Below are 23,341 nucleotides of genomic sequence, written 5' to 3'. Positions count from 1 at the left end.
TTCATTTCTCAGACAGTCAACAAAATCGTCGAGATCCGAGATGGCGAACTGCGCCTCTATCGTGGAGACTATCACTACTATCTCGATAAAATTGCCGAAGAGAAAGACAAAGTGCGGTTAGACGCGATCGAAGCCGAGAAAACCGCCAAAATTGAGTCAAAGCGAGAAAAACAGAAAGAGAAAGAAAAGACAAAGAAAACTCAAAAGAGCCGTTAATTTCGGTAAAAGTAAGAGGTAAGTCATGACAAAGCTTTGAAAACTCGCACTCAGGTGAAGTGATAGAACGCTCACCATTCCAAGCGGTTAATCAATAGTCACCTCAGCGATCGAGATCCCATCATTTCCACATCAGCACAACCTAAGATTTACTTCTTATATAGAGTGAATCTGCTGGGAGTGAATCGTTTTAAGGATCTCGATCGCAATGGTATGATTTGCGGAAGAAATTATTCATTAGAAGGAATTCTTTATGGCACAGGTGCCTGTCTCTCCTGTAGTGCTGATCATCCTAGACGGTTGGGGTTACCGCGAAGAAACAGACGGAAACGCCATTGCCGCCGCTAAAACACCCGTGATGAATAGCTTGTGGGCAGCCTATCCCCACACGTTGATTCGCACAGCCGGGAAAGATGTCGGGTTACCCGATGGGCAAATGGGCAACTCAGAAGTCGGGCACCTCAATATTGGTGCGGGCAGAGTGGTTCCTCAAGAGTTAGTGCGAATTTCAGATGCGGTTGAAGATCGCAGCTTATTAAGTAATCCCAACCTAGTGAAAGTTTGCCAAGAGGTGCAGCGCAATCAGGGAAAATTGCACCTGGTTGGCTTATGTTCAGACGGTGGAGTGCATTCTCACCTCAGTCATCTATTTGGTTTGCTCGATTTGGCCAAAGAGCAAGGCATCGAGAATGTCTGCATTCACGCCATTACCGATGGACGAGACACTCAGCAAACTGAAGGGGCAGACGCAATTCAACGGCTGCAAGACTATTGCGATCGCATTGGCACGGGTCGCATTGTCACTCTGAGCGGTCGTTATTACAGCCTCGATCGCGATCATCGATGGGATCGCGTCAAACTGGCTTACGACGTGATGACTCAAGATGGCGAAGGCGATGGTCGATCGGCGCTAGACGTTTTACAAGCCTCCTACGCTGAAGGTAAAACCGATGAGTTTGTGATCCCAACTCGCATCGCACCGGGTGCGATCAACCCTGGGGATGGCGTGATTTTCTTTAACTTCCGTCCCGATCGAGCGCGTCAACTGACTCAAGCTCTGGCTGATCCCAAGTTCAAAGGCTTTGAGCGAGAGCAGATTCGCCCCCTGCCCTTGGTGACGTTTACGCAATACGACGCATTGCTTCCGGTTCTGGTAGCGTTTGAGCCGCAAAACTTAAATAACATTTTGGGTCAAGTCATTTCTGAGCATGGGTTACGCCAATTTCGCACCGCAGAAACTGAGAAATATGCCCACGTCACTTACTTTTTTAACGGTGGTTTAGAAGAGCCGTTCCCCGGTGAAGATCGAGAACTGGTGCCGAGTCCGATGGTAATGACTTACGATAGCGCTCCGGCAATGTCGGCAGAGAAAGTCACCGATGTCGCGACCGCGGCAATCGAGAAGCAAGTCTATTCTCTGGTGGTCATCAACTATGCAAACCCCGATATGGTGGGGCACACAGGGCAACTGGATGCGACAGTCACTGCTTTAGAAGCGGTCGATCGCTGTTTGGGTCGCCTGTTAGAAAAGGTCAATCGCGCTGGAGGCACTGCCATAATCACTGCCGACCACGGAAATGCTGAACTGATGTGGGACGAAAACGGCAACCCCTGGACAGCTCACACCACTAACCCGGTGCCGTTTATCCTGGTAGAAGGAGAAGGGCTGAAGATTCCCGGCCACGGAACAGACGTTGCTCTTAGAGAAGATGGTCGGTTAGCCGACATTGCCCCGACGATTTTAGATATTCTCAGGCTGCCGCAGCCCACTGAGATGACGGGTCGCTCGATCGTAGAATCTGCTGCATTTGACGTGCGGGCAAATCGAACTCCGGTCAAGATTGCGCGATAATGAATCTAGCGACGAGTTGTAGAAGTCACGATCAACTCACCTAATTGTTTTAATTGGATTTGTCATCATGACGCTGGTTTTGATTCTAAGGACGATTTGGATGTTTTGTGCAGTCGGGATCATCATTCTCGTGCTGCTGCACAGCCCTAAAGGAGATGGTTTGAGCGGGTTGGGCGGACAGGCTCAATTGTTTACGAGTACCAAAAGCGCTGAGACGACCCTCAACCGCATCACCTGGACGCTTACCGTTCTCTTTATGGGTTTGACGATCGTGCTCAGTGCGGGTTGGGTAGGTCGATAAGCATTGGCTAAATGGAATTTACGTCGAGGCAGAATGCACCCTCTGGCAATGGTTTGCTGGTTTGGGGGCATTTTTCTGACGCTGATTTTGGTGATTTTGCAATCTTCTTCTCTCGCCCAAGAGACACTTCCAGTCCTTAAAGCTCACCCCTTACCGCCGCTGCTAGCCCAATGGAGCGACCCTGCAAATCGGGGAGACTATTTCGATCAAGTCCAAAAAACTCAGCCTGACTATTTAGTGTGGTCAGAGTTTCCGATTAAGGTTTATGTGCAGCCGATCGAGGCATCAGAAGTCGCAAATCCTGCCCGCGCCCAAGCCTGGATTAAGGCAGTGAGTCAAGCGGTGCAAGAGTGGGCTGTTTACCTGCCTTTGCAAGTCGTCAATCGAGTAGAAGTAGGCGATATTGTGGTGCAGCGATCGTTCTTGCCGCTTCGAGTCGCACCTGGACAGCCCTTCGGTTCACAGCGAATTCGGGCGGCTGAAACACGATATGAACTCTATAGAAAATCTATACCCAACGCGCTGCCAGTTTTGGCGCATCGCTGTCTGGTTGTAGTGCAACCCAATCAGGCAGAGAGCTACGTGTTGGCATCGGCTCGTCATGAATTGGGTCACGCCTTGGGAATTTGGGGGCACAGTTCTCTAGAAACGGATGCCCTATATTTCTCTCAGGTTCACAATCCGCCGTTGATCTCACCCAGAGATATGAACACCTTAAAACGAATTTACGAACAGCCGACTCGTTTGGGTTGGGCAGTGCCTGAGCAAGGCGCTGAGTGACTGATATCTAGCGCTCTAAAGCAAAACCTGGTGGAATTTTAAAGTCGAGAAGCAAGATATCTCGGTGGCGATCGCTCAGATTCCAGGCTTCATGCTCAGAGGTGTCATCAAACACAAGACACTCACCGTTGACCCACGCTTTGATGTCTGACGAGACTCGAAGGGCGCATTTCTCAGGCACTGACAGCCCTAAGTGACACCGCAAGACACTGCTTGGCTTGCCAGAATGAGGCACAATATGCGCGCCTGGTGCCAGTCGAGAAAAGCCTGCTGTGACCATTCCAGGAATGCTTTTGACTAATTTGGCGGTTTCTGGGCAGAGTTCGCAGTTGATGTCTATTTTAACACCTAAAAAATAAATGCCAAAAATCTCCCACCCGGTTTTCTTTTGCAGCAAATATCTTTCAGGATAGGGAACGAAATCTTCAGCCGTTAAGCGACTGAGTTCATCTTTGATAACGAGCCAATTAGACTCAAGTCGATCGACAAATTCAAACTGATGCGGGTCGTAATACATGACGTTGCTTGAAACTCAACACACAACACTCAAAACTCTGCAATGCCTCTACTGATCATCGGGCAAGAAAGGCTTCCAAAAAATTAGCCCAACGATAAAACGAATGCGGTTTTTGCCTCCCCGAATTCGCTTTGAAATACGCCAGACAAACTGCACAAACGCCCATCCTTGCCCGATGTCTTCTTGCAAACTCGATCGGTAGGGTTCGCGGGGCGGCGGCGTTAGCCCAGAATTGAGGCTCTCATCAAAGCTTTGCTCGATCGGCTGATTACTCATGACTCACCTGTTTGCTTCGATAGAATCGCCTTAGGTCATCGAGCTTATCATTTTGGCTGAGTTTCTGTACGACTTGATTGATGGTAAAGCAACATAATATTAATCTTTATAAAGATTTTATTGGAGAGTTCTCTAAGATTTTGAGTTTGTCTTCACAGATACTTCAAAGTCCTGACCGAATTCTCCTGATCTTAGCGAGTTACCCTAGAATATAGTTGCAAGGTTAACTGTCTGTGGTTAAAAGACCGTTATACTGATGTCTTTCGGTTACAGCAAGGGAGCCAGGTAATTTGGGTAGCTTGGTGCTTAATGTTGTGACAATTTGACTTCAACTGCTAAACTGCTCCCTCATCTGCCATAGCCGTGTTACCAGCTTTCAAGGCTTCGACCGTATGAAAAACGAGAGCCTGAATCATCAGGGCGTTGTCGAACCCGCGATCGTGCAGGATATTTTGACTCAACTAAACGATGGAAAGTTGCTGGTCGTTAACAGTCGCAGACGCAATGGGTTGATCATTTATAAGCGATTTCACGCTGAGTTTGCTGGTCCTGGTGCTGCTGTCGGAAGCTTTTTTGACCTCAACTGCGAAGGAATTTTGCCCGTAGGTGATCTTTCTTTGATCCACCCCGCAGATCAAGAGGAACGTCAGAAAGCCTATTTAATTAGACGGCAGTGGATCAGACTAACTCAGCAATTTACCGACAACCCTGTGCCGTTGCAGCGCGCTCAGTTGATTTTGAATCAGTTTGAAAATTATTTTGGAGCAGACACGATCGCGCAGTTGCCCGATGATGCTTTCGCGCTGTTGGTTGGGGTTCTGCCTCATACAATTCAAATGGTGCGTCAAGGTTCGGGCAGTTTAGAAATCATCCCTAAAAATTAGTACTTTGAAACTTTTTTGAATCGCGCAATGGTTCGCTGATTTTCTTCAGGTGTGCCGATCGAGATTCGCAGCCCGTTGCCAGTGTGCCGAATCAAAGTTCCCTGGTCTTTAAGAGTTTGACAAATTGTAGCCAGTTTTTCGTTAGCATCTGCGTTTTTTAGACGTAAGTAGACAAAATTAGCGGCACTCTCCCAAACCTGAAATTCTGGGTGCTGGGAAAGGGCTTGGGTGAGTCGGGTTCGCTCAGTCAAAGTCAGCGAAATTGTGGAGAGTAGCTGACGGCGATGAGTGACCGCCACCAAAGCTGCTGCCTGAGTAAAGCTGGAAAGATTGTAGGGGAGACGGACTTTTTCTAAAGCTGTGATTAATTCGGGATCGGCGATCGCATACCCCACTCGATGGGCGGCTAGTCGAAATGCCTTTGAGAACGTTCTCAAAATTACCCAATTTGGATGTTGCAACAGCTCGTCGGCTACGCTCGTTTGACTAAACTCAAAATATGCCTCATCTACTGCAACCAAAATATTTTGAGGAAGACTTCGCAACCAAGATAACTCTGCAAAGGTGAGCGCGTTTCCAGTAGGTGAGTTGGGGTGAACGACAAAAACGGCTCGAATCGGAGGAGTCTGGGTGACTGCGATCGCGGTTTGAGCCTCTGTTAAGTCCATCTCAAAATTGGTGAGAGAACGCCCGATCGTCACCACCGAAACTCCTAAAGTCTGTGCCAGAATTCTATACATCGAAAAGGTTGGGTCGGCGACTAGAATTGAGCCTTCTCCCCCAATACAAGTTGCGATTAGTAGAGAGCGGATTAACTCATCCGAGCCGTTGCCGATCGAGATATTAGCGGCGGTGATGTTGTTAGCTGACTCATTTACATAGTCAGCGATCGCGCGTTTCAAGCTTTCATATCCACCGTCGGGATAGCGATTATTTTCGATTGCTTGCTGATAAGTCCAGCTAAGTTTTTGCTTGAGTTCATCGGGCAAGTCATAGGGACTTTCGTTGACATCCACTCGATCGACCAAAATTTCTGAGGATTTAGATTCCTGAGAATTGTCGGTGTGTTGAGTGTTATAAGCCGCAAGTTGGGCAAGGTCTGAGCGAATGAACTCAAGCATGGCAAAGAGAGTTTTGAGGGGATGAACAGCAATCTGTGAGAGTTTTGAGTCTAGCAGCGACGTGCCTAAATTCAAACCTCAAAACTCTTGATTATGCTGGGTAGATTCGCAGTCTGCGGTTTGGTTCGTCTCCAAAACTGCGGGATTGCAAGTGGTAGTGCTCTACAAGCTCATGCTGCATTTTGCGAACCAGCCCAGAGCGTGGCAAGAGTTCGACTGGTTGCCCTTTGGGAATGACAATCTGTTCCACCGCAAGTCTGGCTTCTTCGAGTGCCTCAAGTTCGTCTTCGCTGTCTCCTCGTACAAACAGGTCTAGTTCGGCTGCGTCAGGCATGGCGGGGTCATCCATATTCAGCAGTCGGCGCAGAGAATGGGCAATCTGCGGCACACTGCTAGCCTTGAGTGTGTGAATGGGAATTTGACGAGATTTTGCTAAATGGCGCAGTTTAGAATGATTTTTGACGTGCGATCGCAGTGCCAAAACTGCATCCGCGTTATCAATGTCTTTGGTCAACACGACCGGAAGATTCAGCGTGCGAACGACTTGATCTAACTGATGCCGACTCACGCCATAGGGATAGATATGTAACGGCAAATCCTCGCCGTTGGGGCCGGGAATATACTCCCCATTCTCAGAATCTTCGCTTCGTAGCCCTTCATCTCTCGCGTCAAACGCTCGGCTCAAAGACACATCCAGCAATTGCTCAAAGGTTTGCTGTTCGGGCGACAGAGGCGCGGCTTGAGTCGGTTTGATCTTGCCAGACGATCGCCAGCCGCGCCCTTGAGGAGGAGGAGTAAAAAATCCTTCCTGAGATGACGTTGGCGCGATCGAGAGGGGATTATGGCGAACACTGCTCGATCGCGATCGCCCTCCAGTTTGCATCTCTGGGCTGCTCGACAACTCATGAGTCACCGTGACTTCTCCAGTCTCGTTAACGGTTCTGACTTCAGGGTTGGGCTTCCTGCCCCGAAGCAGCATATCGATCGTTTCTGCAACCTGTTCATGCACTACCCATTTTTGCCGCTCTGTCATTTCAACTGCAATGTCAAATGTTGGCGGGGCTTTGCGTTCTAAAACACTCTTTTGGCTGCCGCGCCGTCTCGCTTCTTCATCGCCCAATGTCACAGACTGAATGCCTCCCACTAGATCAGAGAGGGTGGGATTTTTGATCAAGTTTTCTAACTGATTTCCGTGAGCGGTGCCGACGAGTTGAACGCCACGTTCTGCGATCGTGCGGGCTGCTAGAGCTTCTAACTCGGTGCCGATTTCGTCAATCACGATCACTTCTGGCATGTGGTTTTCGACGGCTTCGATCATCACCTGGTGCTGAAGCTCAGGGCGAGAAACTTGCATTCTTCGGGCCCGTCCGATCGCAGGATGGGGCACGTCTCCATCTCCAGCAATTTCGTTTGAAGTGTCAATGATCACGACGCGCTTGTCTAACTCGTCTGCCAACACGCGCGCAATTTCTCTTAAAGCCGTTGTTTTGCCGACCCCAGGACGACCCAGCATCAAAATTGAGCGACCGCTCTCGACTAGATCGCGAATCATGCCGATCGTGCCAAAAATCGCCCGTCCCACGCGGCAGGTCAGACCAATCACTTCTCCACGACGGTTGCGAATCGCGCTAATCCGATGCAGAGTGCGCTCAATGCCAGCGCGATTGTCTCCACCAAAGTCGCCCACTCTGGTAATGCTCTCGTTGAGGTCGTTTTGGGTGATGGGTGTTTCAGACAAATATTCTGCTTTGCCAGGAAACCGGGCTTCGGGTCGTCTTCCCAGATCCATCACTACTTCGATGAGGCTGTCAAGTTGAGGGTGTTCTTCTAAACGCACTCGAATCGGATCGGGCAAGATGCTCAGGAGTTTATCGAGATCGTCCGTGTTTTGCATAGTCAGTACAACAGGGCTTTCAGCATTTTCACCATCTCCAGCACTAGAAATGTCTGGTTGAGATTGGCTTGCAGACGTTAAATGAAGAGAAGATTCAGCGTTGAATGAGGGGTCTGAGAAGTTAATATCGCTACGATTCACCATGACAATTTGTGAAACAGCTTGAGGAAACGAAACCGAGAACGTAAGCAGCCTGTCAGCTAGCGTAGAGAGTCTTTGACCTTAGTAGATGTATTCTGAAGCACCTGAGTCGTTTGAAGGTCTAATTTCTGCTAACAGGCGCTTTTGAGTTGGGAAACTAACTGATGGGCTAGATCAACGGCTTCCCACAAGAGAGCAGGACTCGATTCAAGACGAGTTAGCAGCGAGTTGATGTTTGGATCACTGGGCGAGGGGCTGTTGTGATATATCTTTTGAGCAATCTTCAATGGTTTAATCTCCATCGCGTCTAATTGGCTGAGAATAGGCAAAAGCAAACTCCGGGCATAACTTCCGTAAGCGATTCCTGAAATCGATTTTGATACTATTGTACTACTTTTATTCTTTAGCAGCCCTAAAGTCCTGAGTTTAGGAACGGTATGACGATTTGTTCCACCAGCTAGCTGCACCGATCCGGGTAGCCCTGCGGCGAGAACTTTTTGCCCTAACTTAACGCAGGCACGTGTGGCTCCATCACCAATGTCACCACTCATTGGGCGACCATCAGTTTGCCAAATCAGATGACAGGGAAGCGGAGAAATCGTCTCGTGGATTGCCCATAGATAATCAATCAAGTCTTCGCCATCAGGACAGCTAATGGCTATAAGCTTAAGTTGATGGGCTTGTGGCGCGATCGCCTTCCACAATCGCTTAAAATCGGCTAACCGTCCAGGCTGAGTGTGAATCTCGATCGCATCTATCCCTGCTTGCAAAATCAGCGGAGATATCGCCTCTGGCGTGTAAACATAAGAGCGAGTAGAAATGTGTTGGATCGGGCAAATTGGCAAACAGCGACCGCAGCCGTAGCAGAGGGTATCAATCACTCCAGAGAAATGGTCTGGACGATCGAACACGATCGCGTCAGCAGGACAAATTGATTCGCAGGGTCTTGAACACTCGATCGGACAGTTGGCAGCGCTAAACTCAGCCTTTCTAAAATGAGGGTCTTCCCCATCGTTGAGACTCACCATTAACCAAGGTGATTTTCTAGCGGCAAATCCTTTTTCTTGCGCCTCTTCAGCCAAACTATTTGCCACGGCTAAAGCTTCGCGCGCAGTCGAGATAATGGCCGGGTCAGCGGCGACATCAATGCAGTCTGCCCCCGCGATCGCATAGGCGAGCGTAAGACTCCGAATGGCAGGAAGGTGGTGGGAACTCGCTCCACAAATGAGCTTGAACCAGTGACCTTCCTTGAGTGAGCGTAGAGGGTTTAAGAAATCAGTCACTTCTCTATGCTAATGCGCCAGTCAGATAATTACGAGCCGAACGGCACAAATTTTCATACTACGAAACGATCCCATCCTCGTTGCTGTGAAGATGGGATCGGTGAGACGACAATTTTTTTGGCTTTATGCAGCAGCGATCGCGTCTTTGAGCGGAGTCCATCGGAAGTAGCGTTCTCCTCCTAACTCAATCACAATTTTGAGTCGAGGTTCTAAAGAAGGCAGGTTAGAGAGAAACTCTAGCTCCTGGCTAGAAAGAATGTGTCCTTCAATAATCCACAGCAGCAAGCCTTTTGATTTGGGAGGAAGATTTTCGATTTGGGTATTGACGATCGGAGGAATAAAGTAGGTGTAACCCACGGCTGCTCCAGAACCCGAACTTTTCTTGCCTAAGTGAGGAGGACGAACGCCGTGTACACCCGTCAAATACATGGCAACGTCACCCAATCCTCGTGCGGTGATGCTCAAAGAGGTGTAGCCTGCTGCCCGAATTCGCCGTCGATAGCGTCCTTCAAATCCGCCTTCTAGCGGGACGTATACGCCCAGTGCTCCAAATTTTTCTAAGTCTCGAATCAGTTGTCCGCCTGTTGTGATCAGTGCCATAGATTTGTGTTCCGCCCCTTGGTTTTGTGCTGTCTAAAACAAAATAGTATTTCCGCTTCTACGACCTCAATTTTTGGGAGAGAAGCCTTGAAGACATGCTATAGCTTTAATCTTAAGTTTCTAGAGATCATTCTACTGTTCAGTGAGGAGCTTCACTGATTAAAAAGTTCTATCCATACGATAGGTGAGACGCTAAGGATCGTGGATTAAATAACCTGTAAAAGTCCTCTGATTTGTCATCGCCGAGACTTTTGCCCCCTAAATCCCCCACGAGTGAGGGACTTTGAAACCAGAGTCTTAGCTCAAAGTCCCCCAGAATGGGGGATTTAGGAGGCTGAAGCCGACCCAAACGCAGCGACAAAGATTGGTGTACACCGTAACTCCTTAGGGAGATGGCGAGAAGTTACACCTTAATAAATCCACGTTCCTAAGTCATTTGCGAAGGTAGCCGCCTGATCATCATCAATTCAACTTATGATGGCTTTGTTTTCTGCGGCTAGTTTAATAGCACGTTTCTCCAGATCGAGAAGTGCCTGTTTGCGGCTGACTCCCCAGCGATAACCTCCTAGCCCGCCCGATTTAGGAGTGACTCGATGACACGGAACCAGAAGCGCGATCGGGTTAGTTGCACAAGCACGAGCCACCGCCCGAACTGAAGTTGGCTGTCCGATCGTGCAAGCAACATCGCTGTAATGAACAGTGGTTCCGATCGGGATCTTTTTAAGCGCCTCCCAAACCTGAATCTGAAAGGCAGTCGCTCTGACATCACAAGGCAGATCCGGTAAGGGCAAATTGCCGCTTAGGTAGTTCACGATCGCTTGCATCCAGTTCTGAAGGTCATCCGTTTCACGAATTGAAGCATGACGGAATTCAGTGCGGAGTTGGTCTTCAAGTTCTGCGAGCGAGTCGCCAAGTTGAACGCTGCATAGTCCTCGGTCTGTGGCTACGATCATAAGGAAATTGAGGGGAGAATTGACGATCGCATAACGAATTTCTTCCCCTTTGCCATGTTGCTTATAAGATGCGGGAGTCATTCCAAAGTTCTCCGATGAAGTTTCGTAAAGTCGGCTACTCGATCCATAACCCACTTCATAAAGAGCATAAGTAACCGCTTCCCCTTGATGAAGATGTTGCTTTAAATGCTTGATTCGATGAGCAGTTGCATACTCAAGAGGAGTCACGCCAATCATTTGCTTAAAGAGTCGTTGCAGATAACTCGGACTCATTTCAACGCGATCGCTTAACTCGGCGAGAGTGGGAATGTGTTCGGATTGGTCTTCGATGTAACGGCAAGTTGCAATGACGTTATCTTTTGTGGGATTGGGAGCGATCACAGTCTGCGGATGACATCGCTTACAAGGACGAAAATTGTCTGCTTCGGCAGCTTGGGGCGATCGATAGAATGAAACCTGATTTCGATTGGGTCTACGGCTGGGACAAGGTGGACGACAATAGATTTTCGTGGAGTGTACGCCGTAAAAGATTTTTCCGTTGAAACTGGGATCGCGATCGAGCACTGCTTGCCAAAAGGTTTCTTCAATCAGTTGAGTCATAATGTTCTGAGCAATCGTCCGGCGATCGCTGCTAGACCTACAAAGATTGATATCGTGCCTGCGAACGTCTTCCAATGCAAGTGTTTACGGAGAATAAACACGCTAAGAAATAAAGCACTGATTGGAATCAAAAACGTAACCATGATCTGTGTAAGCGATTGCTGTGTTAAAAAAACAATGCGAATAAAGCACTCCAAGGAATTGCACTAGGGTTTAACGTCCAGGGACTTCCTAACACGAAGGTTAATGGCAACATGATCACAGCGAGTCTTTTTCAGGATGACCCTAGAATAAGCATTTCTCGAATTGTTTTCTATCCGATCGTTGTGATCAAACTTTGTTAACTGTTCACCTGAGAAAAGAAATTTGGGCAATTTAGTAGACGATCGCCACACCACTGTATTACACTACTTAACTGTCGCTAAATTTCTAATTGTGCAATTTCCGTGAGAGAGCAATCAAATTTGAGCTATAGTAATAAGCTGTAGCGCATCTCGGAAAGCTTTTTCACCTCGCGTGAGGGAAATTGTTTCGAGACTTCGGGCGAAGGAGCGAGAAACTTCTTCAGGGTTTGCAAAACCCAGCTTGCGCGTTTGACCCCAGCCATCAACGGATACTGAGCAACTATTTGTTCAAGTCCAGGCGGGAGAAGCACAAAAGAGCAATGCCAGTCAGCAGCTCTCAAGCAGCTTTGCAGAATCGACCAAAGTGTCTAAAGGAATGCGGAATCCGCTGCCTCTTAAATCACGAGAGGTAAGATTCATCTGGTCTCAGACCGTGGAATCCGTTCGATAACGAAGCTGCGTCCTCAAAGTCGTGGTTTCGCTATGTTCAAGTGTGTAGAAAAGGAGACCAGTTACCGTGGCTGTCGGCATTCTCGGCACAAAGCTCGGCATGACTCAAGTGTTTGACGAAACAGGGAAATCAATTCCTGTGACCGTCATTCAAGCAGGGCCTTGCCCCATCACCCAAGTCAAAACTCCTGAAACAGATGGCTATACTGCCGTTCAAATCGGGTTTGGTGAAACACGAGTCAAGTCATTGAGCAAACCTGAATTGGGGCACCTCGCCAAATCCAATTCTGCTCCCCTGCGGCATCTTACTGAGATGCGCCAATACCTACCTTCAGAAGATTACAGCGCCTACGAGTTAGGTCAAGAGATCAAAGCTGACATCTTTGAAGCAGGTCAGATCGTCGATGTGACAGGCACCAGCATTGGTAAAGGCTTTGCGGGTTATCAGAAGCGTCACAACTTCGCACGAGGCCCCATGTCTCACGGTTCTAAAAACCACCGCGCTCCCGGTTCGACCGGGGCAGGCACCACCCCCGGACGTGTCTACCCTGGTAAGCGGATGGCGGGTCGTTTGGGCGGAACTCAAGTCACGATCAAGAAGTTGACCGTGGTGCGTGTAGATACGGAACGGAACTTGATTTTGATCAAAGGAGCAGTTCCCGGCAAGCCCGGTGCTCTGGTGCAAATCATGCCCGCTAAGAAAGTTGGGCGCTAGGGCAGAAGGAGACAGAAATGGTTGATTGTGTAGTGAAAAATTGGCAGGGAGACGATGCGGGGCAAGCCTCGATCGAGCTTAAAGTTGCCAGAGAAGAAAGTGCGGCTCATGTCGTCCACAGAGCATTGGTTCGTCAGTTGGCGAATCAGCGTCAAGGCACCGCTTCCACCAAGACTCGTGCAGAAGTGCGCGGGGGCGGACGCAAACCCTGGAGACAGAAAGGAACAGGTCGCGCTCGTGCGGGTTCTATTCGTTCTCCTCTATGGCGTGGGGGTGGCGTAATCTTTGGACCGAAACCCAGAGATTACACCCTGAAGATGAATCGCAAAGAGCGACGTTTGGCACTGCGGACGGCATTCCAAAGTCGCGTCGCTGATTTGATTGTCGTTGAAGACTTTGCGGCTCAGTTGTCCCGTCCCAAGACTAGAGAAATGGTGCAAGCCCTTAGCCGATGGGGTGTTGAGCCAGATAAGAAAGTGCTAATCATCATGGCAGAGCGGAACGAGATGGTCTATCTATCTGCTCGCAACATTGAAAAGCTCAGACTGATCTCGGCAAATAATCTAAACGTATTTGATTTGCTAGCAGCCGACCACATTGTGGCGACCCCTGCTGCTCTTGAGAAGATCCAGGAGGTATACGGTGAGTGATTTCAGCCCCCGCAACTTAGCGGATTTAATTCGGCGTCCAATTATCACTGAGAAAGCGACTCAGAGATTGGAACTCAACCAATACACCTTTGAGGTTCAGCCTAAAGCCACCAAGCCTGAGATCAAGGCAGCCGTCGAACTGATGTTTGAGGTGAAGGTGACTGGAGTTACCACTCAGCATCCTCCTCGCAAGGCTCGTCGTGTCGGCAAGTTTGCAGGTCACAGACCTCACTATAAGAAAGCGATCGTCACCCTAGCAGACGGGGATTCAATCACCTTGTTCCCAGAAGTTTAGAAACCCCTGAGAGTAGCAAATTATGGGCATCCGAATTTATCGACCCTTGACTCCTGGTAGTCGCCAGCGTAGTGTTTCTGACTTCAGTGAGATCACGAAGACCGAGCCTGAAAAGTCTCTAACTACGACTAAACACCGGGATAAAGGACGCAACAACCGAGGCGTGATCACCTGTCGTCACCGGGGCGGCGGTCACAAACGCCTCTATCGCATCATTGATTTTCGTCGTGACAAGTTGAATATTCCGGCGCGAGTGGCGGCGATCGAATATGATCCAAACCGCAACGCTCGTCTGGCTCTGGTGTTTTATAGTGATGGTGAAAAGCGCTATATTCTTCATCCCAACAACCTTAAGGTCGGCACTGTAATTCGTTCCGGTCCTGATGCTCCGATCGAGATCGGCAACGCATTGCCCCTCGAAAAGATTCCGCTCGGTACGATCGTTCATAACGTTGAACTCGTTCCTGGCAAAGGGGGTCAGATTGTTCGGGCGGCAGGTGCAGCGGCTCAAGTTGCGGCGAAGGAGGGTGATTATGTCACCTTAAAATTGCCCTCGACTGAAGTGCGAATGATTCGCAAAGAGTGTTACGCCACGATCGGACAGGTGGGCAACCTCGAAGCGAGAAATATCAACCTGGGCAAAGCTGGGCGCACCCGTCACAAAGGTCGTCGTCCTCAAGTGCGCGGTAGCGTCATGAACCCCGTTGATCACCCTCATGGTGGTGGAGAAGGAAAGGCACCGATCGGGCGTGCGGGTCCTGTCACACCTTGGGGTAAGCCGACTCTGGGACGCAAAACTCGCAACAAGAAGAAGTTAAGCAGTGCGCTGATTGTGCGTCGTCGTCGTAAGTCCTCGAAACGTGGACGCGGCGGACGGGAATCGTAATTTGACTTAGGGAGACTCACATGGCACGTTCACTTAAAAAAGGTCCCTTTGTTGCTGACCACCTGATGAGTAAGGTTGAAGCGCTCAACGCCAGAGGTGACAAGCAAGTCATCAAAACCTGGTCACGAGCCTCGACAATTTTGCCTCAGATGATTGGACACACGATCGCCGTTCACAACGGTCGTCAGCACGTTCCCGTCTATGTCTCTGAGCAAATGGTCGGTCACAAACTCGGCGAATTTGCTCCGACTCGGACTTTCCGGGGACACGCAGGTAGCGATAAGAAAGCACGTCGATAGGAGAAAGGGCAGCAGAGTGTGAGGGTGACGGGTGAAAGCCTGATTGCAATCCCTCGCCCGCCCGTAAGGAGAAAACTATGGCTACTGATACGACTGAAGTTAAAGCGATCGCACGTTACATCCGCATGTCCCCTCACAAGGTGCGCCGAGTTCTCGACCAAATTCGAGGACTGTCTTACCGGGAGGCATTGATCATTCTGGAGTTCATGCCTTATCGCGCCTGTGAGCCTGTACTCAAAGTGCTGCGTTCTGCGGCAGCAAATGCTGAACACAATGAAGGCATGGAGCGGGCAAGTTTGGTGGTGAGCCAAGCATTTGCCGATCAAGGTCCTTCGCTGAAGCGGTTTAGACCGCGGGCACAGGGTCGGGCTTACCAAATTCGCAAGCCGACTTGTCACATCACCGTGGCAGTGGCTCCCGGAGCCGAATCCTAGTTCAGTTATTCCTACTTAAACTGCTTTATCTCAGAGGAACGCATTCGTGGGACAGAAAATTAATCCAACTGGGTTTCGGCTAGGGATCATCAAAGATCACCGCTCTCGGTGGTATGCCGATACTAGCCGCTATCCTGAACTGTTGAAAGAAGATTTCAAGATTCGCGAGTTTTTCGCTAAGAATCCCAAAAATCTTGACAACCTTAAAAAGCCTGGAATTTCTGAGATTCGGATCGAGCGTAAAGCCGATCAGATTGATTTAGAAATTCGCACTTCTCGCCCTGGTGTAATTGTGGGTCGCGGTGGTGCCGGGATTGAAACCCTACGCTTGGGACTGCAAGAAGCATTGGGCAGCAGCGATCGTCAAATTCGCGTCAACGTCGTCGAAGTGGCTCGTGTCGATGCCGATGCTGCCTTAATCGGCGAATATATTGCCGAACAGCTAGAGCGTCGGGTTTCCTTCCGTCGCGTGGTTCGTCAAGCGATTCAACGCGCTCAACGAGCAGGCGTTGAAGGCATCAAAATTCAAGTCAGTGGTCGTTTAAACGGGGCTGAAATCGCGCGTCCTGAATGGACTCGTGAAGGTCGGGTTCCTCTGCATACGCTAAGAGCTGACATTGACTACGCCTACGTTACTGCTCAAACCATCTACGGAATTTTGGGGATCAAAATCTGGGTCTTCAAGGGTGAAATCATCCCCGGTCAAGAACTTATTGATGCCGCTCCTCCTTCTAACCAACCCCGTCGTCGTCAACAGCGTCGTCGCCAACAATTTGAAGACCGATCGAACGAAGGATAAAGGATGCAGGACTAATCCTCCTGACTCCTGACTCCTGACTCCTGAATTTAATTGGTATCGAGTCATGTTAAGCCCAAGAAGAACAAAATTCCGCAAACAGCAGCGCGGTCGAATGAGAGGAATGGCTTCTCGCGGAAGCGACCTCAACTTTGGAGATTTCGGTCTACAAGCCCTAGAGCCGTCCTGGATTACCTCTCGTCAAATCGAAGCGGGTCGTCGTGCGATGACTCGCTACATTCGTCGGGGTGGCAAAATCTGGATTCGCGTCTTCCCTGACAAGCCCGTGACGATGCGCCCTGCCGAAACCCGAATGGGTTCTGGTAAAGGTGCGCCTGAGTTTTGGGTCGCAGTCGTCAAGCCGGGTCGCATCATGTTTGAGATTGCGGGCGTGACTGAAGAAATCGCTCGTGAAGCGATGCGTCTTGCGGCATTCAAACTGCCCATCAAGACGAAATTTATTACCCGTCAAACCACGGAGGAGTCTTAACCTATGCCTCTTCCTAAGATCGAAGAAGCCAGAAATCTAGGCGACCAAGAATTGGCAGACCAAATCGTTGCCGTCAAAAAGCAGCTTTTTACACTGAGAATGCAAAAGGGCACTCGCCAATTAGAAAAGCCTCATCTGTTCAAGCACACACGACATCAGCTTTCTCAACTGCTGACTGTCGAGCGAGAGCGGCAGTTGAAAAAGACTGAAGACTAGAAGGCTGAATTCAAGATCTGGTTCTAAATTCACCTTTTTGTTTCATCCTTTTTACTGGAGTAATTGCAATGGCAGTCAAAGAAAGAGTCGGTGTAGTGGTCAGCGACAAGATGGATAAGACCATCGTTGTGGCGATCGAGAACCGAGCCGCTCACCCCAAATACGGCAAAATTGTCGTCAACACTCAGCGCTACAAAGCGCACGATGAAGAAAACAAGTGCAAAACGGGCGATCGCGTCCGCATTCAGGAAACCCGACCTCTCAGCCGCACCAAGCGTTGGGTCGTGTCCGAAATCCTGGGTACTGCCTCTAAAGGTTAAATGCGAGGGACTTAGACATGATTCAACAAGAAAGTTATCTGAATGTAGCGGACAACAGCGGCGCTCGAAAGCTGATGTGTATCCGGGTGATTGGTGGCGGTAATCGTCGCTATGGCGGAGTCGGGGATGTAATCATTGCGGTGGTTAAGGATGCGCTCCCTAACATGGCGGTCAAAAAATCGGATGTGGTTCGTGCGGTGATTGTTCGGACTCGACACACAATGCGGCGCGATAGCGGTATGAGCATTCGATTTGACGACAACGCAGCCGTGATTATCAACCAAGACGGCAACCCCAGAGGCACGCGGGTATTTGGCCCCGTTGCTCGTGAATTGCGCGAGAAAAACTTTACCAAAATCGTTTCCCTCGCTCCGGAGGTTCTGTAATGGCAAGGGTTCAGAAAGAAGTTGTGCGTCACAAGATGCATGTCAAAAAAGGCGACACCGTAAAAATCATCGCGGGCAGTGACAAAGGCAAGATTGGCGAAATCCTGCAAACCCTTCCTAAATTGAGCAAAGTCGTGGTCAAGGGTGTGAATGTTCGCACCAAACACGTCAAACCACAGCAAGAAGGCGAATCGGGTCAGATTGTCACTCAAGAAGCCCCAATTCATAGCTCTAACGTCATGGTTTACTCCGAAAAGCAGAAAGTGGCAAGCCGCATCTGCTACACCGTCAACGCCGACGGCAAGAAAGTTCGGATGTTAAAAAAGACGGGCGAGATCATCGATTAAGAGACGCGACGCGCCTCAAGACTCCACTAGCCCCTGACCAAGCCCAGGGAAGAGGAACCCAAATATGGCTCAACGATTAAAAGATATCTATCAAGAAAAGATCGTCCCGAAGCTGACGGAGCAGTTTAGTTACACGAACCTCCATCAAGTTCCGAAAGTGGCGAAAATCACGATCAACCGGGGACTCGGTGAAGCTTCACAAAATGCGAAAGCGTTGGAAGCTTCGATCAACGAGATTGCGACGATCACGGGACAAAAGCCCGTTGTGACCCGCGCCAAGAAAGCGATCGCTGGCTTCAAAATCCGCGAAGGAATGCCCGTCGGCGTGATGGTGACACTGCGCGGTGATCGAATGTTTACTTTTCTCGATCGGTTGATCAATCTTTCGCTGCCTCGGATTCGTGACTTTAGAGGCATCAGCCCCAAGAGCTTCGACGGACGAGGAAACTACACGCTAGGTCTGAGAGAGCAGTTGATCTTCCCGGAGATCGAATATGACAGCATCGATCAGATTCGCGGTATGGACATTTCAATCATCACCACTGCAAACTCCGACGAAGAAGGTCGCGCCCTGCTTAAAGAACTGGGCATGCCATTCCGGGACAACTGATGCAGTTTCATTAAGAGGGAACTATGGCGGTTAACGACACAATTTCAGATATGCTGACTCGCATCCGAAATGCAAGCCTAGCAAGACACCAAACGACCAAAGTGCCATCGACCAAGATGACGCGCAGCATTGCCAATGTGCTGAAGGCAGAAGGCTTTATTGCTGACTATGAAGAAGCGGGAGAAGGCGTTGAGCGTCATCTCGTGCTGGGTCTCAAATATCGGGGCAAAAGTCGCAAGCCGATTATCACTGCCCTCAAGCGAGTCAGCAAACCCGGACTGCGAGTTTACGCTAACCGCAAGGAACTTCCTCGTGTGTTAGGTGGCATCGGCATTGCGATCGTCTCGACATCCAGCGGCATCATGACCGATCGCGAAGCTCGGCGCACCGGAGTCGGCGGCGAAGTCCTTTGTTATGTCTGGTGAGTCTGGATATTAGTCGTTGCTGTTGACTGGCTCACAGCGAACAGCTTTTATTCAAAAAAGGTGATCAGTTATGTCTCGGATTGGTAAGCGTATTATTGATGTTCCCGCAACGGTGACGGTCACCCTTGATGGGCAACATGTTTCAGTCAAAGGTCCTAAAGGCGAACTCTCCAGAGTTTTGCCGCCAGAAGTGATTGTTGAACAAGACGGAACGACGATCGAAGTCAAGCAGCGAGATGACTCGCGTGCGGCTCGTCAACGTCATGGTTTATGCCGCACCCTCGTCGCCAATATGGTTGAAGGGGTCTTTACCGGATTTCAGCGAAAGCTCGAAATTCAGGGTGTCGGTTATCGTGCCCAAGTTCAAGGGCGAAACCTAATTCTCAACGTGGGCTACAGCAAACCTGTAGATATTGCCCCACCAGAGGGAATTCAGGTCGCGGTTGAAGGCAACACTAACGTGACTGTCAGTGGCATCGATAAAGAAATTGTTGGAAATACTGCCGCCAAAATTCGGGCGGTACGTCCTCCCGAACCCTACAAAGGCAAGGGCATTCGATATGCTGGCGAAGTGGTCAGACGCAAAGTTGGTAAGACTGGTGGTAAAGGGAAGAAATAGATCATGAAAATGACTCGTCGAGAATCAACCCGTCGTCGTCACGCACGGGTTCGTCGTACCGTTACCGGAACTTCAGAGCGTCCTCGTCTCGCAGTGTTTCGCTCTAACCAGCACATCTATGTTCAGGTGATTGACGACACCACCCAACACACTCTGGTTTCTGCTTCGACGGTCGATCCAGAAATCAAGGGTAAAGTTGAGTCAGGTTCAAACTGTGAGGCTTCGACTGAGGTCGGCAAGTTGGTGGCTCAACGGGCGATCGCCCAAGGCATTCAAAAAGTGGTCTTCGATCGTGGGGGCAACCTCTATCACGGACGGGTAAAATCGCTAGCCGAAGCTGCCCGCGAAGCTGGTCTAGACTTCTAGGAGAAAAAACATGGCAAAAGGTCGCAAGAGCAACAAACCTCGCGAAGAGAAATCAGACTGGCAAGAGCGGGTCGTGCAAATTCGTCGTGTGACCAAAGTGGTCAAGGGCGGTAAAAAACTCAGCTTCCGCGCTATTGTCGTCGTCGGTAACGAAAAAGGTCAAGTCGGCGTAGGAGTCGGCAAAGCCAGTGACGTAATCGGCGCGGTCAAGAAAGGCGTGGCAGATGGCAAAAAGCACCTCGTTGAAGTGCCTCTGACCAAATCCAATTCGATTCCTCACCCGGCTCAAGGTGCGGGTGGTGGTGCAAAAGTGATGATGCGCCCTGCCGCTCCTGGTACTGGAGTAATTGCTGGGGGAGCCGTTCGTACCGTTCTCGAACTCGCAGGTGTCAAGAATATCTTGGCGAAGCAACTCGGTTCTGGCAATCCTCTTAATAATGCGCGGGCTGCGGTCAGCGCGTTAGATAACCTCCGCACCTTTGCTGATGTGGCAGAAGAGCGCGGTGTTCCGATCGAGAATCTCTACGCAACTTGAGCAAATAGTGAATCGTGAGTCTTCGCGGTTCACTTAATTTCTTGAGTAGTCCTTAACTAAGAGCAACGAATTATGAGATTAGAAGATGCTGTGCCTCAAGAAGGCTCAACCAAGCGCAAGCGCCGAATTGGTCGAGGCATTGCGGCAGGACAGGGCGCAAGCGGCGGCTTTGGAATGCGGGGTCAAAAGTCTCGATCGGGTCGTCCCACTCGCCCCGGTTTTGAGGGGGGTCAAACGCCTCTCTATCGTCGTTTACCTAAATTAAGTTATTTCACCGTCATCAATCGGAAGCACTACACTACGATTAATGTCGGCGATTTGGCATCCCTTCCCGCCAATACTGAGGTGAATTTGTCTTCACTGATGGAGGCTGGGATTGTTACGACCGATGACGGTCCGCTCAAGATTTTGGGAGATGGCGATCTGTCGGCAAAGCTGACCGTTCAGGCAACTGGGTTCACGGAAAACGCCCGCGCTAAAATTGAGGCAGCAGGTGGAACTTGTGAAGTGCTGGTTGGCAAACCGACCTGGCATCGCGCCAAGGCGTAGCTCTCTGGTCTGTAACGGGTCATCTGAAAGAGTGTGTAAACGTTGTCCTTCGATTTGAGGGATGACGCTTTGCAGTCTGTGGCAACTGCCGATGAGTCATTTTGCTAGACAACTGCGAGTATGTAAGAGGTATCCCTTTATGGTCGTTAGTCGAGATAAAACTCCAACCGCGCAGGAAACCTTTGTTCAGATGGCTCAAGCCGCCGGACTGAGAGGGCGTTTACTGCTGACTGTTGGCTTATTAATTCTGGTTCGTCTGGGCATTTATATTCCACTCCCAGGCATCGATCGCGCTGCTTTCGCCGCCAATATTCAAGGCAACACGGCTCTTAGCTTTGTTGACTTATTTGCTGGAGGCGGTTTAAGAACATTAGGAATTTTTGCTTTAGGCATTCTTCCCTTTATCAATGCTTCCATTATTTTGCAACTGCTGACAGCCGCGATCCCGGCACTGGAAGATTTGCAGAAAAATGAAGGTGAAGCAGGACGACGCAAAATCTCACAAATCACAAGATACGTGGCGGGGGGATGGGCAGTCGTTCAGAGTTTGATGCTGACGATCGGGTTACTCCGTCCGTTTGCTTCAGATTGGGGTCCTTTATTCATCACTGAAACGGTGCTGGCGTTAACCGCAGGCTCTATGTTTGTGATGTGGGTGGGAGAGCTAATCACAGAGCGAGGCATCGGAAACGGCGCATCCTTGCTGATTTTCTTGAACATTGTCTCGACGCTGCCACGATCGCTGGGTCAAACTTTTGAATTGGCACAGAGTGGCGATCGTAATGTGGTCGGCGGGGTCGTGATTCTTCTGCTCGTCTTTCTAGCGATGGTCGTTGGCATCGTCTTTGTCCAAGAAGGAACTCGCAGAATCCCCATTATCTCTGCGCGCCGTCAAGTCGGTCGTCGGACTTATCTAGAGAAAAGCAGCTATCTGCCGCTTCGTCTCAATCAAGGCGGCGTGATGCCGATTATTTTCGCCTCCACTGTTTTGACGTTACCTGCACTAGTCGCTCAAGCATTTCAAAACGCCTCCATCAGCCAGTTTATCAGCACTTATTTAGGTCCAAACTCTTGGCAACACAGCGTTCTTTATCTGATCTTGATTCTGTTCTTTAGCTATTTCTATGCGTCTTTGGTGGTTCAACCCGATGAGATGTCGAAGAACTTGAAGAAGATGGGAGCGAGTATTCCAGGCATTCGTCCTGGCAAGGCGACCACTGAGTATATTGAGCGCGTCTTGAATCGATTGACGTTTCTGGGAGCGATTTTCTTAGGAATTGTCGCGATCGTCCCTACGTTTGTTGAGACTGCCACGCGAGTTCCGACCTTCCAAGGCTTCGGTGCCACCTCTTTGCTGATTCTGGTTGGTGTGGCTATCGACACAGCAAAACAGATTCAAACTTATGTCATCTCACAAAGATACGAAGGAATGGTGAAACAGTAGTGGCGCGATTAATCTTTCTAGGACCACCCGGGGCAGGTAAGGGAACTCAAGCGAAACTCTTAGCAGACTTGCACAATATCCCTCACATCTCGACGGGAGATATTCTACGGGCAGCCGTCTCTAGCCAAACAACTCTGGGTGTCAAAGCACAGAGTTATATGGACGGCGGTGAACTGGTTCCTGATCAACTCGTCATTGATTTGATTCGAGAAAGGTTGGGACAGCCTGACGCTCAACCTGGTTGGATTCTAGATGGATATCCGCGCACGGTGGTGCAGGCTGATTCGTTAGATGGACTGCTGATCGAGCTAAATCAGACGTGCGATCGCGCCATCAATTTTGATGTCCCTGACGAAGCCTTGGTCGAGCGAATGCTCAGTCGAGGTCGCAAAGACGACAACGAAGACGTAATTCGTCGTCGTTTAGAAGTCTACCGAGAGCAAACCGCTCCCTTAATCGACTACTACCAGACTCGTGAAAAGCTCACCACGATCGATGGCAGCCAACCGATGGAAGAGGTGACAGAGCAACTGGACAAGCTCATTTAGCGATTGTTTAGCCAGATTCTTCTCCAGCCAAGGTTGAGCGCTGACGAATCTTGGTTTCTCGACTTGATACTCTGTTTTGACTCAATAGAAATTTGTTGCGGCGCACCCTTACCACAGATTGAGACTAGCAAACTGTGTCTGAGAAGTTAAAAACAAATTTAATGATCTAAACTCAAGAAGGCTGACAAAATCCTGCGCG

At 49.7% G+C, this 23,341-nt stretch carries 32 protein-coding genes and 1 pseudogene; 25 read left to right on the top strand and 8 right to left on the bottom strand.

Annotation, left to right across the window (positions count from 1 at the left end):
* The 4 genes and pseudogenes from BRW63_RS02590 to BRW63_RS02575 all read left to right on the top strand — a co-directional run.
* A pseudogene (locus BRW63_RS02590) lies at positions 1-216 on the top strand (ABC transporter ATP-binding protein); the annotation flags it as partial.
* A gap of 253 nt (positions 217-469) precedes the next feature.
* Positions 470-2,068, top strand: coding sequence for a 2,3-bisphosphoglycerate-independent phosphoglycerate mutase (gpmI, locus tag BRW63_RS02585; protein ID WP_073069359.1), 1,599 nt, complete (start codon positions 470-472; stop codon positions 2,066-2,068).
* A 67-nt stretch (positions 2,069-2,135) separates the two neighbouring features.
* On the top strand, positions 2,136-2,369 hold the full coding sequence (gene secG, locus BRW63_RS02580) for a preprotein translocase subunit SecG (RefSeq protein WP_073069358.1): 234 nt from the start codon (positions 2,136-2,138) through the stop codon (positions 2,367-2,369).
* A 3-nt stretch (positions 2,370-2,372) separates the two neighbouring features.
* Positions 2,373-3,149 (top strand): peptidase, encoded by a 777-nt coding sequence (locus BRW63_RS02575; RefSeq protein ID WP_143161990.1) that lies wholly within the window; start codon positions 2,373-2,375, stop codon positions 3,147-3,149.
* A gap of 7 nt (positions 3,150-3,156) precedes the next feature.
* On the opposite strand, the gene BRW63_RS02570 is transcribed toward BRW63_RS02575, so the two are convergent.
* Entirely contained in the window at positions 3,157-3,666 is a 510-nt protein-coding gene (locus BRW63_RS02570; RefSeq protein WP_073069356.1) for an aspartyl/asparaginyl beta-hydroxylase domain-containing protein, read from the bottom strand.
* Between the two features lie 48 nt (positions 3,667-3,714).
* Positions 3,715-3,942, bottom strand: a complete 228-nt coding sequence (locus BRW63_RS02565; protein WP_073069355.1) for a hypothetical protein — start codon at positions 3,940-3,942, stop codon at positions 3,715-3,717.
* 392 nt (positions 3,943-4,334) lie between these two features.
* Between BRW63_RS02565 and BRW63_RS02560 the strand changes: the two genes are divergently transcribed.
* A complete protein-coding gene (locus BRW63_RS02560; RefSeq protein WP_073069354.1) occupies positions 4,335-4,826 on the top strand; it encodes a hypothetical protein in 492 nt (163 codons plus the stop codon).
* Here BRW63_RS02560 and BRW63_RS02555 read toward each other — a convergent pair.
* The 6 genes from BRW63_RS02555 to BRW63_RS27480 all read right to left on the bottom strand — a co-directional run bounded on the left by BRW63_RS02555 (position 4,823) and on the right by BRW63_RS27480 (position 11,561).
* Positions 4,823-5,947 (bottom strand): histidinol-phosphate transaminase, encoded by a 1,125-nt coding sequence (locus tag BRW63_RS02555; protein WP_073069591.1) that lies wholly within the window; start codon positions 5,945-5,947, stop codon positions 4,823-4,825. The two genes, BRW63_RS02560 and BRW63_RS02555, sit on opposite strands and share 4 nt — an antisense overlap.
* 91 nt (positions 5,948-6,038) lie before the next feature.
* A complete protein-coding gene (locus tag BRW63_RS02550; RefSeq protein WP_073069590.1) occupies positions 6,039-7,841 on the bottom strand; it encodes a R3H domain-containing nucleic acid-binding protein in 1,803 nt (600 codons plus the stop codon).
* 272 nt (positions 7,842-8,113) lie between these two features.
* Complete coding sequence (gene ldpA, locus BRW63_RS02545) at positions 8,114-9,265, bottom strand: circadian clock protein LdpA (protein ID WP_073069353.1); 1,152 nt, start codon at positions 9,263-9,265, stop codon at positions 8,114-8,116.
* A gap of 123 nt (positions 9,266-9,388) precedes the next feature.
* Positions 9,389-9,865: an NAD(P)H-quinone oxidoreductase subunit N gene (gene ndhN / locus BRW63_RS02540; RefSeq protein WP_073069352.1), complete on the bottom strand. Its 477-nt coding sequence runs from the start codon at positions 9,863-9,865 to the stop codon at positions 9,389-9,391.
* A 467-nt stretch (positions 9,866-10,332) separates the two neighbouring features.
* Positions 10,333-11,418: a bifunctional transcriptional activator/DNA repair enzyme AdaA gene (locus BRW63_RS02535; protein WP_073069351.1), complete on the bottom strand. Its 1,086-nt coding sequence runs from the start codon at positions 11,416-11,418 to the stop codon at positions 10,333-10,335.
* Positions 11,415-11,561, bottom strand: coding sequence for an EamA family transporter (locus tag BRW63_RS27480; protein ID WP_143161989.1), 147 nt, complete (start codon positions 11,559-11,561; stop codon positions 11,415-11,417). The genes BRW63_RS02535 and BRW63_RS27480 overlap by 4 nt, the downstream gene beginning before the upstream one ends.
* Before the next feature lie 718 nt (positions 11,562-12,279).
* Between BRW63_RS27480 and rplC the strand changes: the two genes are divergently transcribed.
* From rplC to BRW63_RS02430, 20 genes are all read left to right on the top strand, one after another.
* Positions 12,280-12,927: a 50S ribosomal protein L3 gene (gene rplC / locus BRW63_RS02525; protein WP_073069349.1), complete on the top strand. Its 648-nt coding sequence runs from the start codon at positions 12,280-12,282 to the stop codon at positions 12,925-12,927.
* 17 nt (positions 12,928-12,944) lie between these two features.
* Positions 12,945-13,577, top strand: a complete 633-nt coding sequence (rplD, locus tag BRW63_RS02520) for a 50S ribosomal protein L4 (RefSeq protein WP_073069348.1) — start codon at positions 12,945-12,947, stop codon at positions 13,575-13,577.
* Positions 13,570-13,872 (top strand): 50S ribosomal protein L23, encoded by a 303-nt coding sequence (locus BRW63_RS02515; RefSeq protein WP_073069347.1) that lies wholly within the window; start codon positions 13,570-13,572, stop codon positions 13,870-13,872. The genes rplD and BRW63_RS02515 overlap by 8 nt, the downstream gene beginning before the upstream one ends.
* Positions 13,873-13,894: 22 nt before the next feature.
* On the top strand, positions 13,895-14,758 hold the full coding sequence (gene rplB / locus BRW63_RS02510; protein WP_073069346.1) for a 50S ribosomal protein L2: 864 nt from the start codon (positions 13,895-13,897) through the stop codon (positions 14,756-14,758).
* A gap of 20 nt (positions 14,759-14,778) precedes the next feature.
* On the top strand, positions 14,779-15,057 hold the full coding sequence (gene rpsS, locus BRW63_RS02505; protein ID WP_068814863.1) for a 30S ribosomal protein S19: 279 nt from the start codon (positions 14,779-14,781) through the stop codon (positions 15,055-15,057).
* Between the two features lie 77 nt (positions 15,058-15,134).
* On the top strand, positions 15,135-15,491 hold the full coding sequence (gene rplV / locus BRW63_RS02500) for a 50S ribosomal protein L22 (protein WP_073069345.1): 357 nt from the start codon (positions 15,135-15,137) through the stop codon (positions 15,489-15,491).
* Between the two features lie 46 nt (positions 15,492-15,537).
* Positions 15,538-16,290: a 30S ribosomal protein S3 gene (rpsC, locus tag BRW63_RS02495; protein WP_068814867.1), complete on the top strand. Its 753-nt coding sequence runs from the start codon at positions 15,538-15,540 to the stop codon at positions 16,288-16,290.
* A 64-nt stretch (positions 16,291-16,354) separates the two neighbouring features.
* Positions 16,355-16,777 (top strand): 50S ribosomal protein L16, encoded by a 423-nt coding sequence (gene rplP, locus BRW63_RS02490; RefSeq protein WP_073069344.1) that lies wholly within the window; start codon positions 16,355-16,357, stop codon positions 16,775-16,777.
* A gap of 3 nt (positions 16,778-16,780) precedes the next feature.
* On the top strand, positions 16,781-16,993 hold the full coding sequence (gene rpmC / locus BRW63_RS02485; RefSeq protein WP_068814871.1) for a 50S ribosomal protein L29: 213 nt from the start codon (positions 16,781-16,783) through the stop codon (positions 16,991-16,993).
* 68 nt (positions 16,994-17,061) lie between these two features.
* Entirely contained in the window at positions 17,062-17,313 is a 252-nt protein-coding gene (rpsQ, locus tag BRW63_RS02480) for a 30S ribosomal protein S17 (protein WP_073069343.1), read from the top strand.
* Positions 17,314-17,330: 17 nt separating this feature from the next.
* Positions 17,331-17,699: a 50S ribosomal protein L14 gene (rplN, locus tag BRW63_RS02475; RefSeq protein ID WP_073069342.1), complete on the top strand. Its 369-nt coding sequence runs from the start codon at positions 17,331-17,333 to the stop codon at positions 17,697-17,699.
* Positions 17,699-18,046, top strand: coding sequence for a 50S ribosomal protein L24 (rplX, locus tag BRW63_RS02470; protein WP_073069341.1), 348 nt, complete (start codon positions 17,699-17,701; stop codon positions 18,044-18,046). Before rplN ends, rplX begins: the two co-directional genes overlap by 1 nt.
* Positions 18,047-18,110: 64 nt before the next feature.
* Entirely contained in the window at positions 18,111-18,656 is a 546-nt protein-coding gene (rplE, locus tag BRW63_RS02465; protein WP_073069340.1) for a 50S ribosomal protein L5, read from the top strand.
* Positions 18,657-18,679: 23 nt separating this feature from the next.
* On the top strand, positions 18,680-19,081 hold the full coding sequence (rpsH, locus tag BRW63_RS02460) for a 30S ribosomal protein S8 (protein ID WP_073069339.1): 402 nt from the start codon (positions 18,680-18,682) through the stop codon (positions 19,079-19,081).
* A 70-nt stretch (positions 19,082-19,151) separates the two neighbouring features.
* Positions 19,152-19,700: a 50S ribosomal protein L6 gene (rplF, locus tag BRW63_RS02455; protein WP_073069338.1), complete on the top strand. Its 549-nt coding sequence runs from the start codon at positions 19,152-19,154 to the stop codon at positions 19,698-19,700.
* 3 nt (positions 19,701-19,703) lie between these two features.
* The gene (gene rplR, locus BRW63_RS02450; protein WP_073069337.1) at positions 19,704-20,066 is read left to right on the top strand and encodes a 50S ribosomal protein L18; all 363 of its coding nucleotides are present in this window, start codon (positions 19,704-19,706) and stop codon (positions 20,064-20,066) included.
* Between the two features lie 10 nt (positions 20,067-20,076).
* Complete coding sequence (rpsE, locus tag BRW63_RS02445) at positions 20,077-20,601, top strand: 30S ribosomal protein S5 (protein ID WP_068814890.1); 525 nt, start codon at positions 20,077-20,079, stop codon at positions 20,599-20,601.
* A 72-nt stretch (positions 20,602-20,673) separates the two neighbouring features.
* Entirely contained in the window at positions 20,674-21,150 is a 477-nt protein-coding gene (gene rplO, locus BRW63_RS02440) for a 50S ribosomal protein L15 (protein ID WP_073069336.1), read from the top strand.
* Positions 21,151-21,289: 139 nt separating this feature from the next.
* Positions 21,290-22,594 carry a preprotein translocase subunit SecY gene (secY, locus tag BRW63_RS02435; RefSeq protein WP_073069335.1) on the top strand — a complete coding sequence of 435 codons (1,305 nt, stop codon included), beginning with the start codon at positions 21,290-21,292 and terminating at the stop codon, positions 22,592-22,594.
* Entirely contained in the window at positions 22,594-23,142 is a 549-nt protein-coding gene (locus BRW63_RS02430; RefSeq protein WP_073069334.1) for an adenylate kinase, read from the top strand. Before secY ends, BRW63_RS02430 begins: the two co-directional genes overlap by 1 nt.
* The last annotated feature ends 199 nt before the right edge of the window (positions 23,143-23,341 follow it).

Origin of the sequence: Phormidesmis priestleyi ULC007, from assembly GCF_001895925.1 — a bacterium.
GTDB classification, from domain to species: Bacteria; Cyanobacteriota; Cyanobacteriia; order Leptolyngbyales; family Leptolyngbyaceae; genus Phormidesmis_A; species Phormidesmis_A priestleyi_A.
This window is presented reverse-complemented; position numbering and strand designations above follow the sequence as displayed.

Bases quoted from the DNA above. Each gene is read 5' to 3' on its own strand.
- gpmI (WP_073069359.1), top strand. From the start codon at position 470: ATGGCACAGGTGCCTGTCTCTCCTGTAGTGCTGATCATCCTAGACGGT.
- secG (WP_073069358.1), top strand. From the start codon at position 2,136: ATGACGCTGGTTTTGATTCTAAGGACGATTTGGATGTTTTGTGCAGTC.
- BRW63_RS02570 (WP_073069356.1), bottom strand. From the start codon at position 3,666: ATGTATTACGACCCGCATCAGTTTGAATTTGTCGATCGACTTGAGTCT.
- BRW63_RS02565 (WP_073069355.1), bottom strand. From the start codon at position 3,942: ATGAGTAATCAGCCGATCGAGCAAAGCTTTGATGAGAGCCTCAATTCT.
- BRW63_RS02560 (WP_073069354.1), top strand. From the start codon at position 4,335: ATGAAAAACGAGAGCCTGAATCATCAGGGCGTTGTCGAACCCGCGATC.
- BRW63_RS02555 (WP_073069591.1), bottom strand. From the start codon at position 5,947: ATGCTTGAGTTCATTCGCTCAGACCTTGCCCAACTTGCGGCTTATAAC.
- BRW63_RS02550 (WP_073069590.1), bottom strand. From the start codon at position 7,841: ATGCAAAACACGGACGATCTCGATAAACTCCTGAGCATCTTGCCCGAT.
- ndhN (WP_073069352.1), bottom strand. From the start codon at position 9,865: ATGGCACTGATCACAACAGGCGGACAACTGATTCGAGACTTAGAAAAA.
- BRW63_RS02535 (WP_073069351.1), bottom strand. From the start codon at position 11,418: ATGACTCAACTGATTGAAGAAACCTTTTGGCAAGCAGTGCTCGATCGC.
- BRW63_RS27480 (WP_143161989.1), bottom strand. From the start codon at position 11,561: ATGGTTACGTTTTTGATTCCAATCAGTGCTTTATTTCTTAGCGTGTTT.
- rplD (WP_073069348.1), top strand. From the start codon at position 12,945: ATGGTTGATTGTGTAGTGAAAAATTGGCAGGGAGACGATGCGGGGCAA.
- rplB (WP_073069346.1), top strand. From the start codon at position 13,895: ATGGGCATCCGAATTTATCGACCCTTGACTCCTGGTAGTCGCCAGCGT.
- rpsS (WP_068814863.1), top strand. From the start codon at position 14,779: ATGGCACGTTCACTTAAAAAAGGTCCCTTTGTTGCTGACCACCTGATG.
- rplV (WP_073069345.1), top strand. From the start codon at position 15,135: ATGGCTACTGATACGACTGAAGTTAAAGCGATCGCACGTTACATCCGC.
- rplP (WP_073069344.1), top strand. From the start codon at position 16,355: ATGTTAAGCCCAAGAAGAACAAAATTCCGCAAACAGCAGCGCGGTCGA.
- rpmC (WP_068814871.1), top strand. From the start codon at position 16,781: ATGCCTCTTCCTAAGATCGAAGAAGCCAGAAATCTAGGCGACCAAGAA.
- rpsQ (WP_073069343.1), top strand. From the start codon at position 17,062: ATGGCAGTCAAAGAAAGAGTCGGTGTAGTGGTCAGCGACAAGATGGAT.
- rplN (WP_073069342.1), top strand. From the start codon at position 17,331: ATGATTCAACAAGAAAGTTATCTGAATGTAGCGGACAACAGCGGCGCT.
- rplX (WP_073069341.1), top strand. From the start codon at position 17,699: ATGGCAAGGGTTCAGAAAGAAGTTGTGCGTCACAAGATGCATGTCAAA.
- rplE (WP_073069340.1), top strand. From the start codon at position 18,111: ATGGCTCAACGATTAAAAGATATCTATCAAGAAAAGATCGTCCCGAAG.
- rpsH (WP_073069339.1), top strand. From the start codon at position 18,680: ATGGCGGTTAACGACACAATTTCAGATATGCTGACTCGCATCCGAAAT.
- rplF (WP_073069338.1), top strand. From the start codon at position 19,152: ATGTCTCGGATTGGTAAGCGTATTATTGATGTTCCCGCAACGGTGACG.
- rplR (WP_073069337.1), top strand. From the start codon at position 19,704: ATGAAAATGACTCGTCGAGAATCAACCCGTCGTCGTCACGCACGGGTT.
- rpsE (WP_068814890.1), top strand. From the start codon at position 20,077: ATGGCAAAAGGTCGCAAGAGCAACAAACCTCGCGAAGAGAAATCAGAC.
- rplO (WP_073069336.1), top strand. From the start codon at position 20,674: ATGAGATTAGAAGATGCTGTGCCTCAAGAAGGCTCAACCAAGCGCAAG.
- secY (WP_073069335.1), top strand. From the start codon at position 21,290: ATGGTCGTTAGTCGAGATAAAACTCCAACCGCGCAGGAAACCTTTGTT.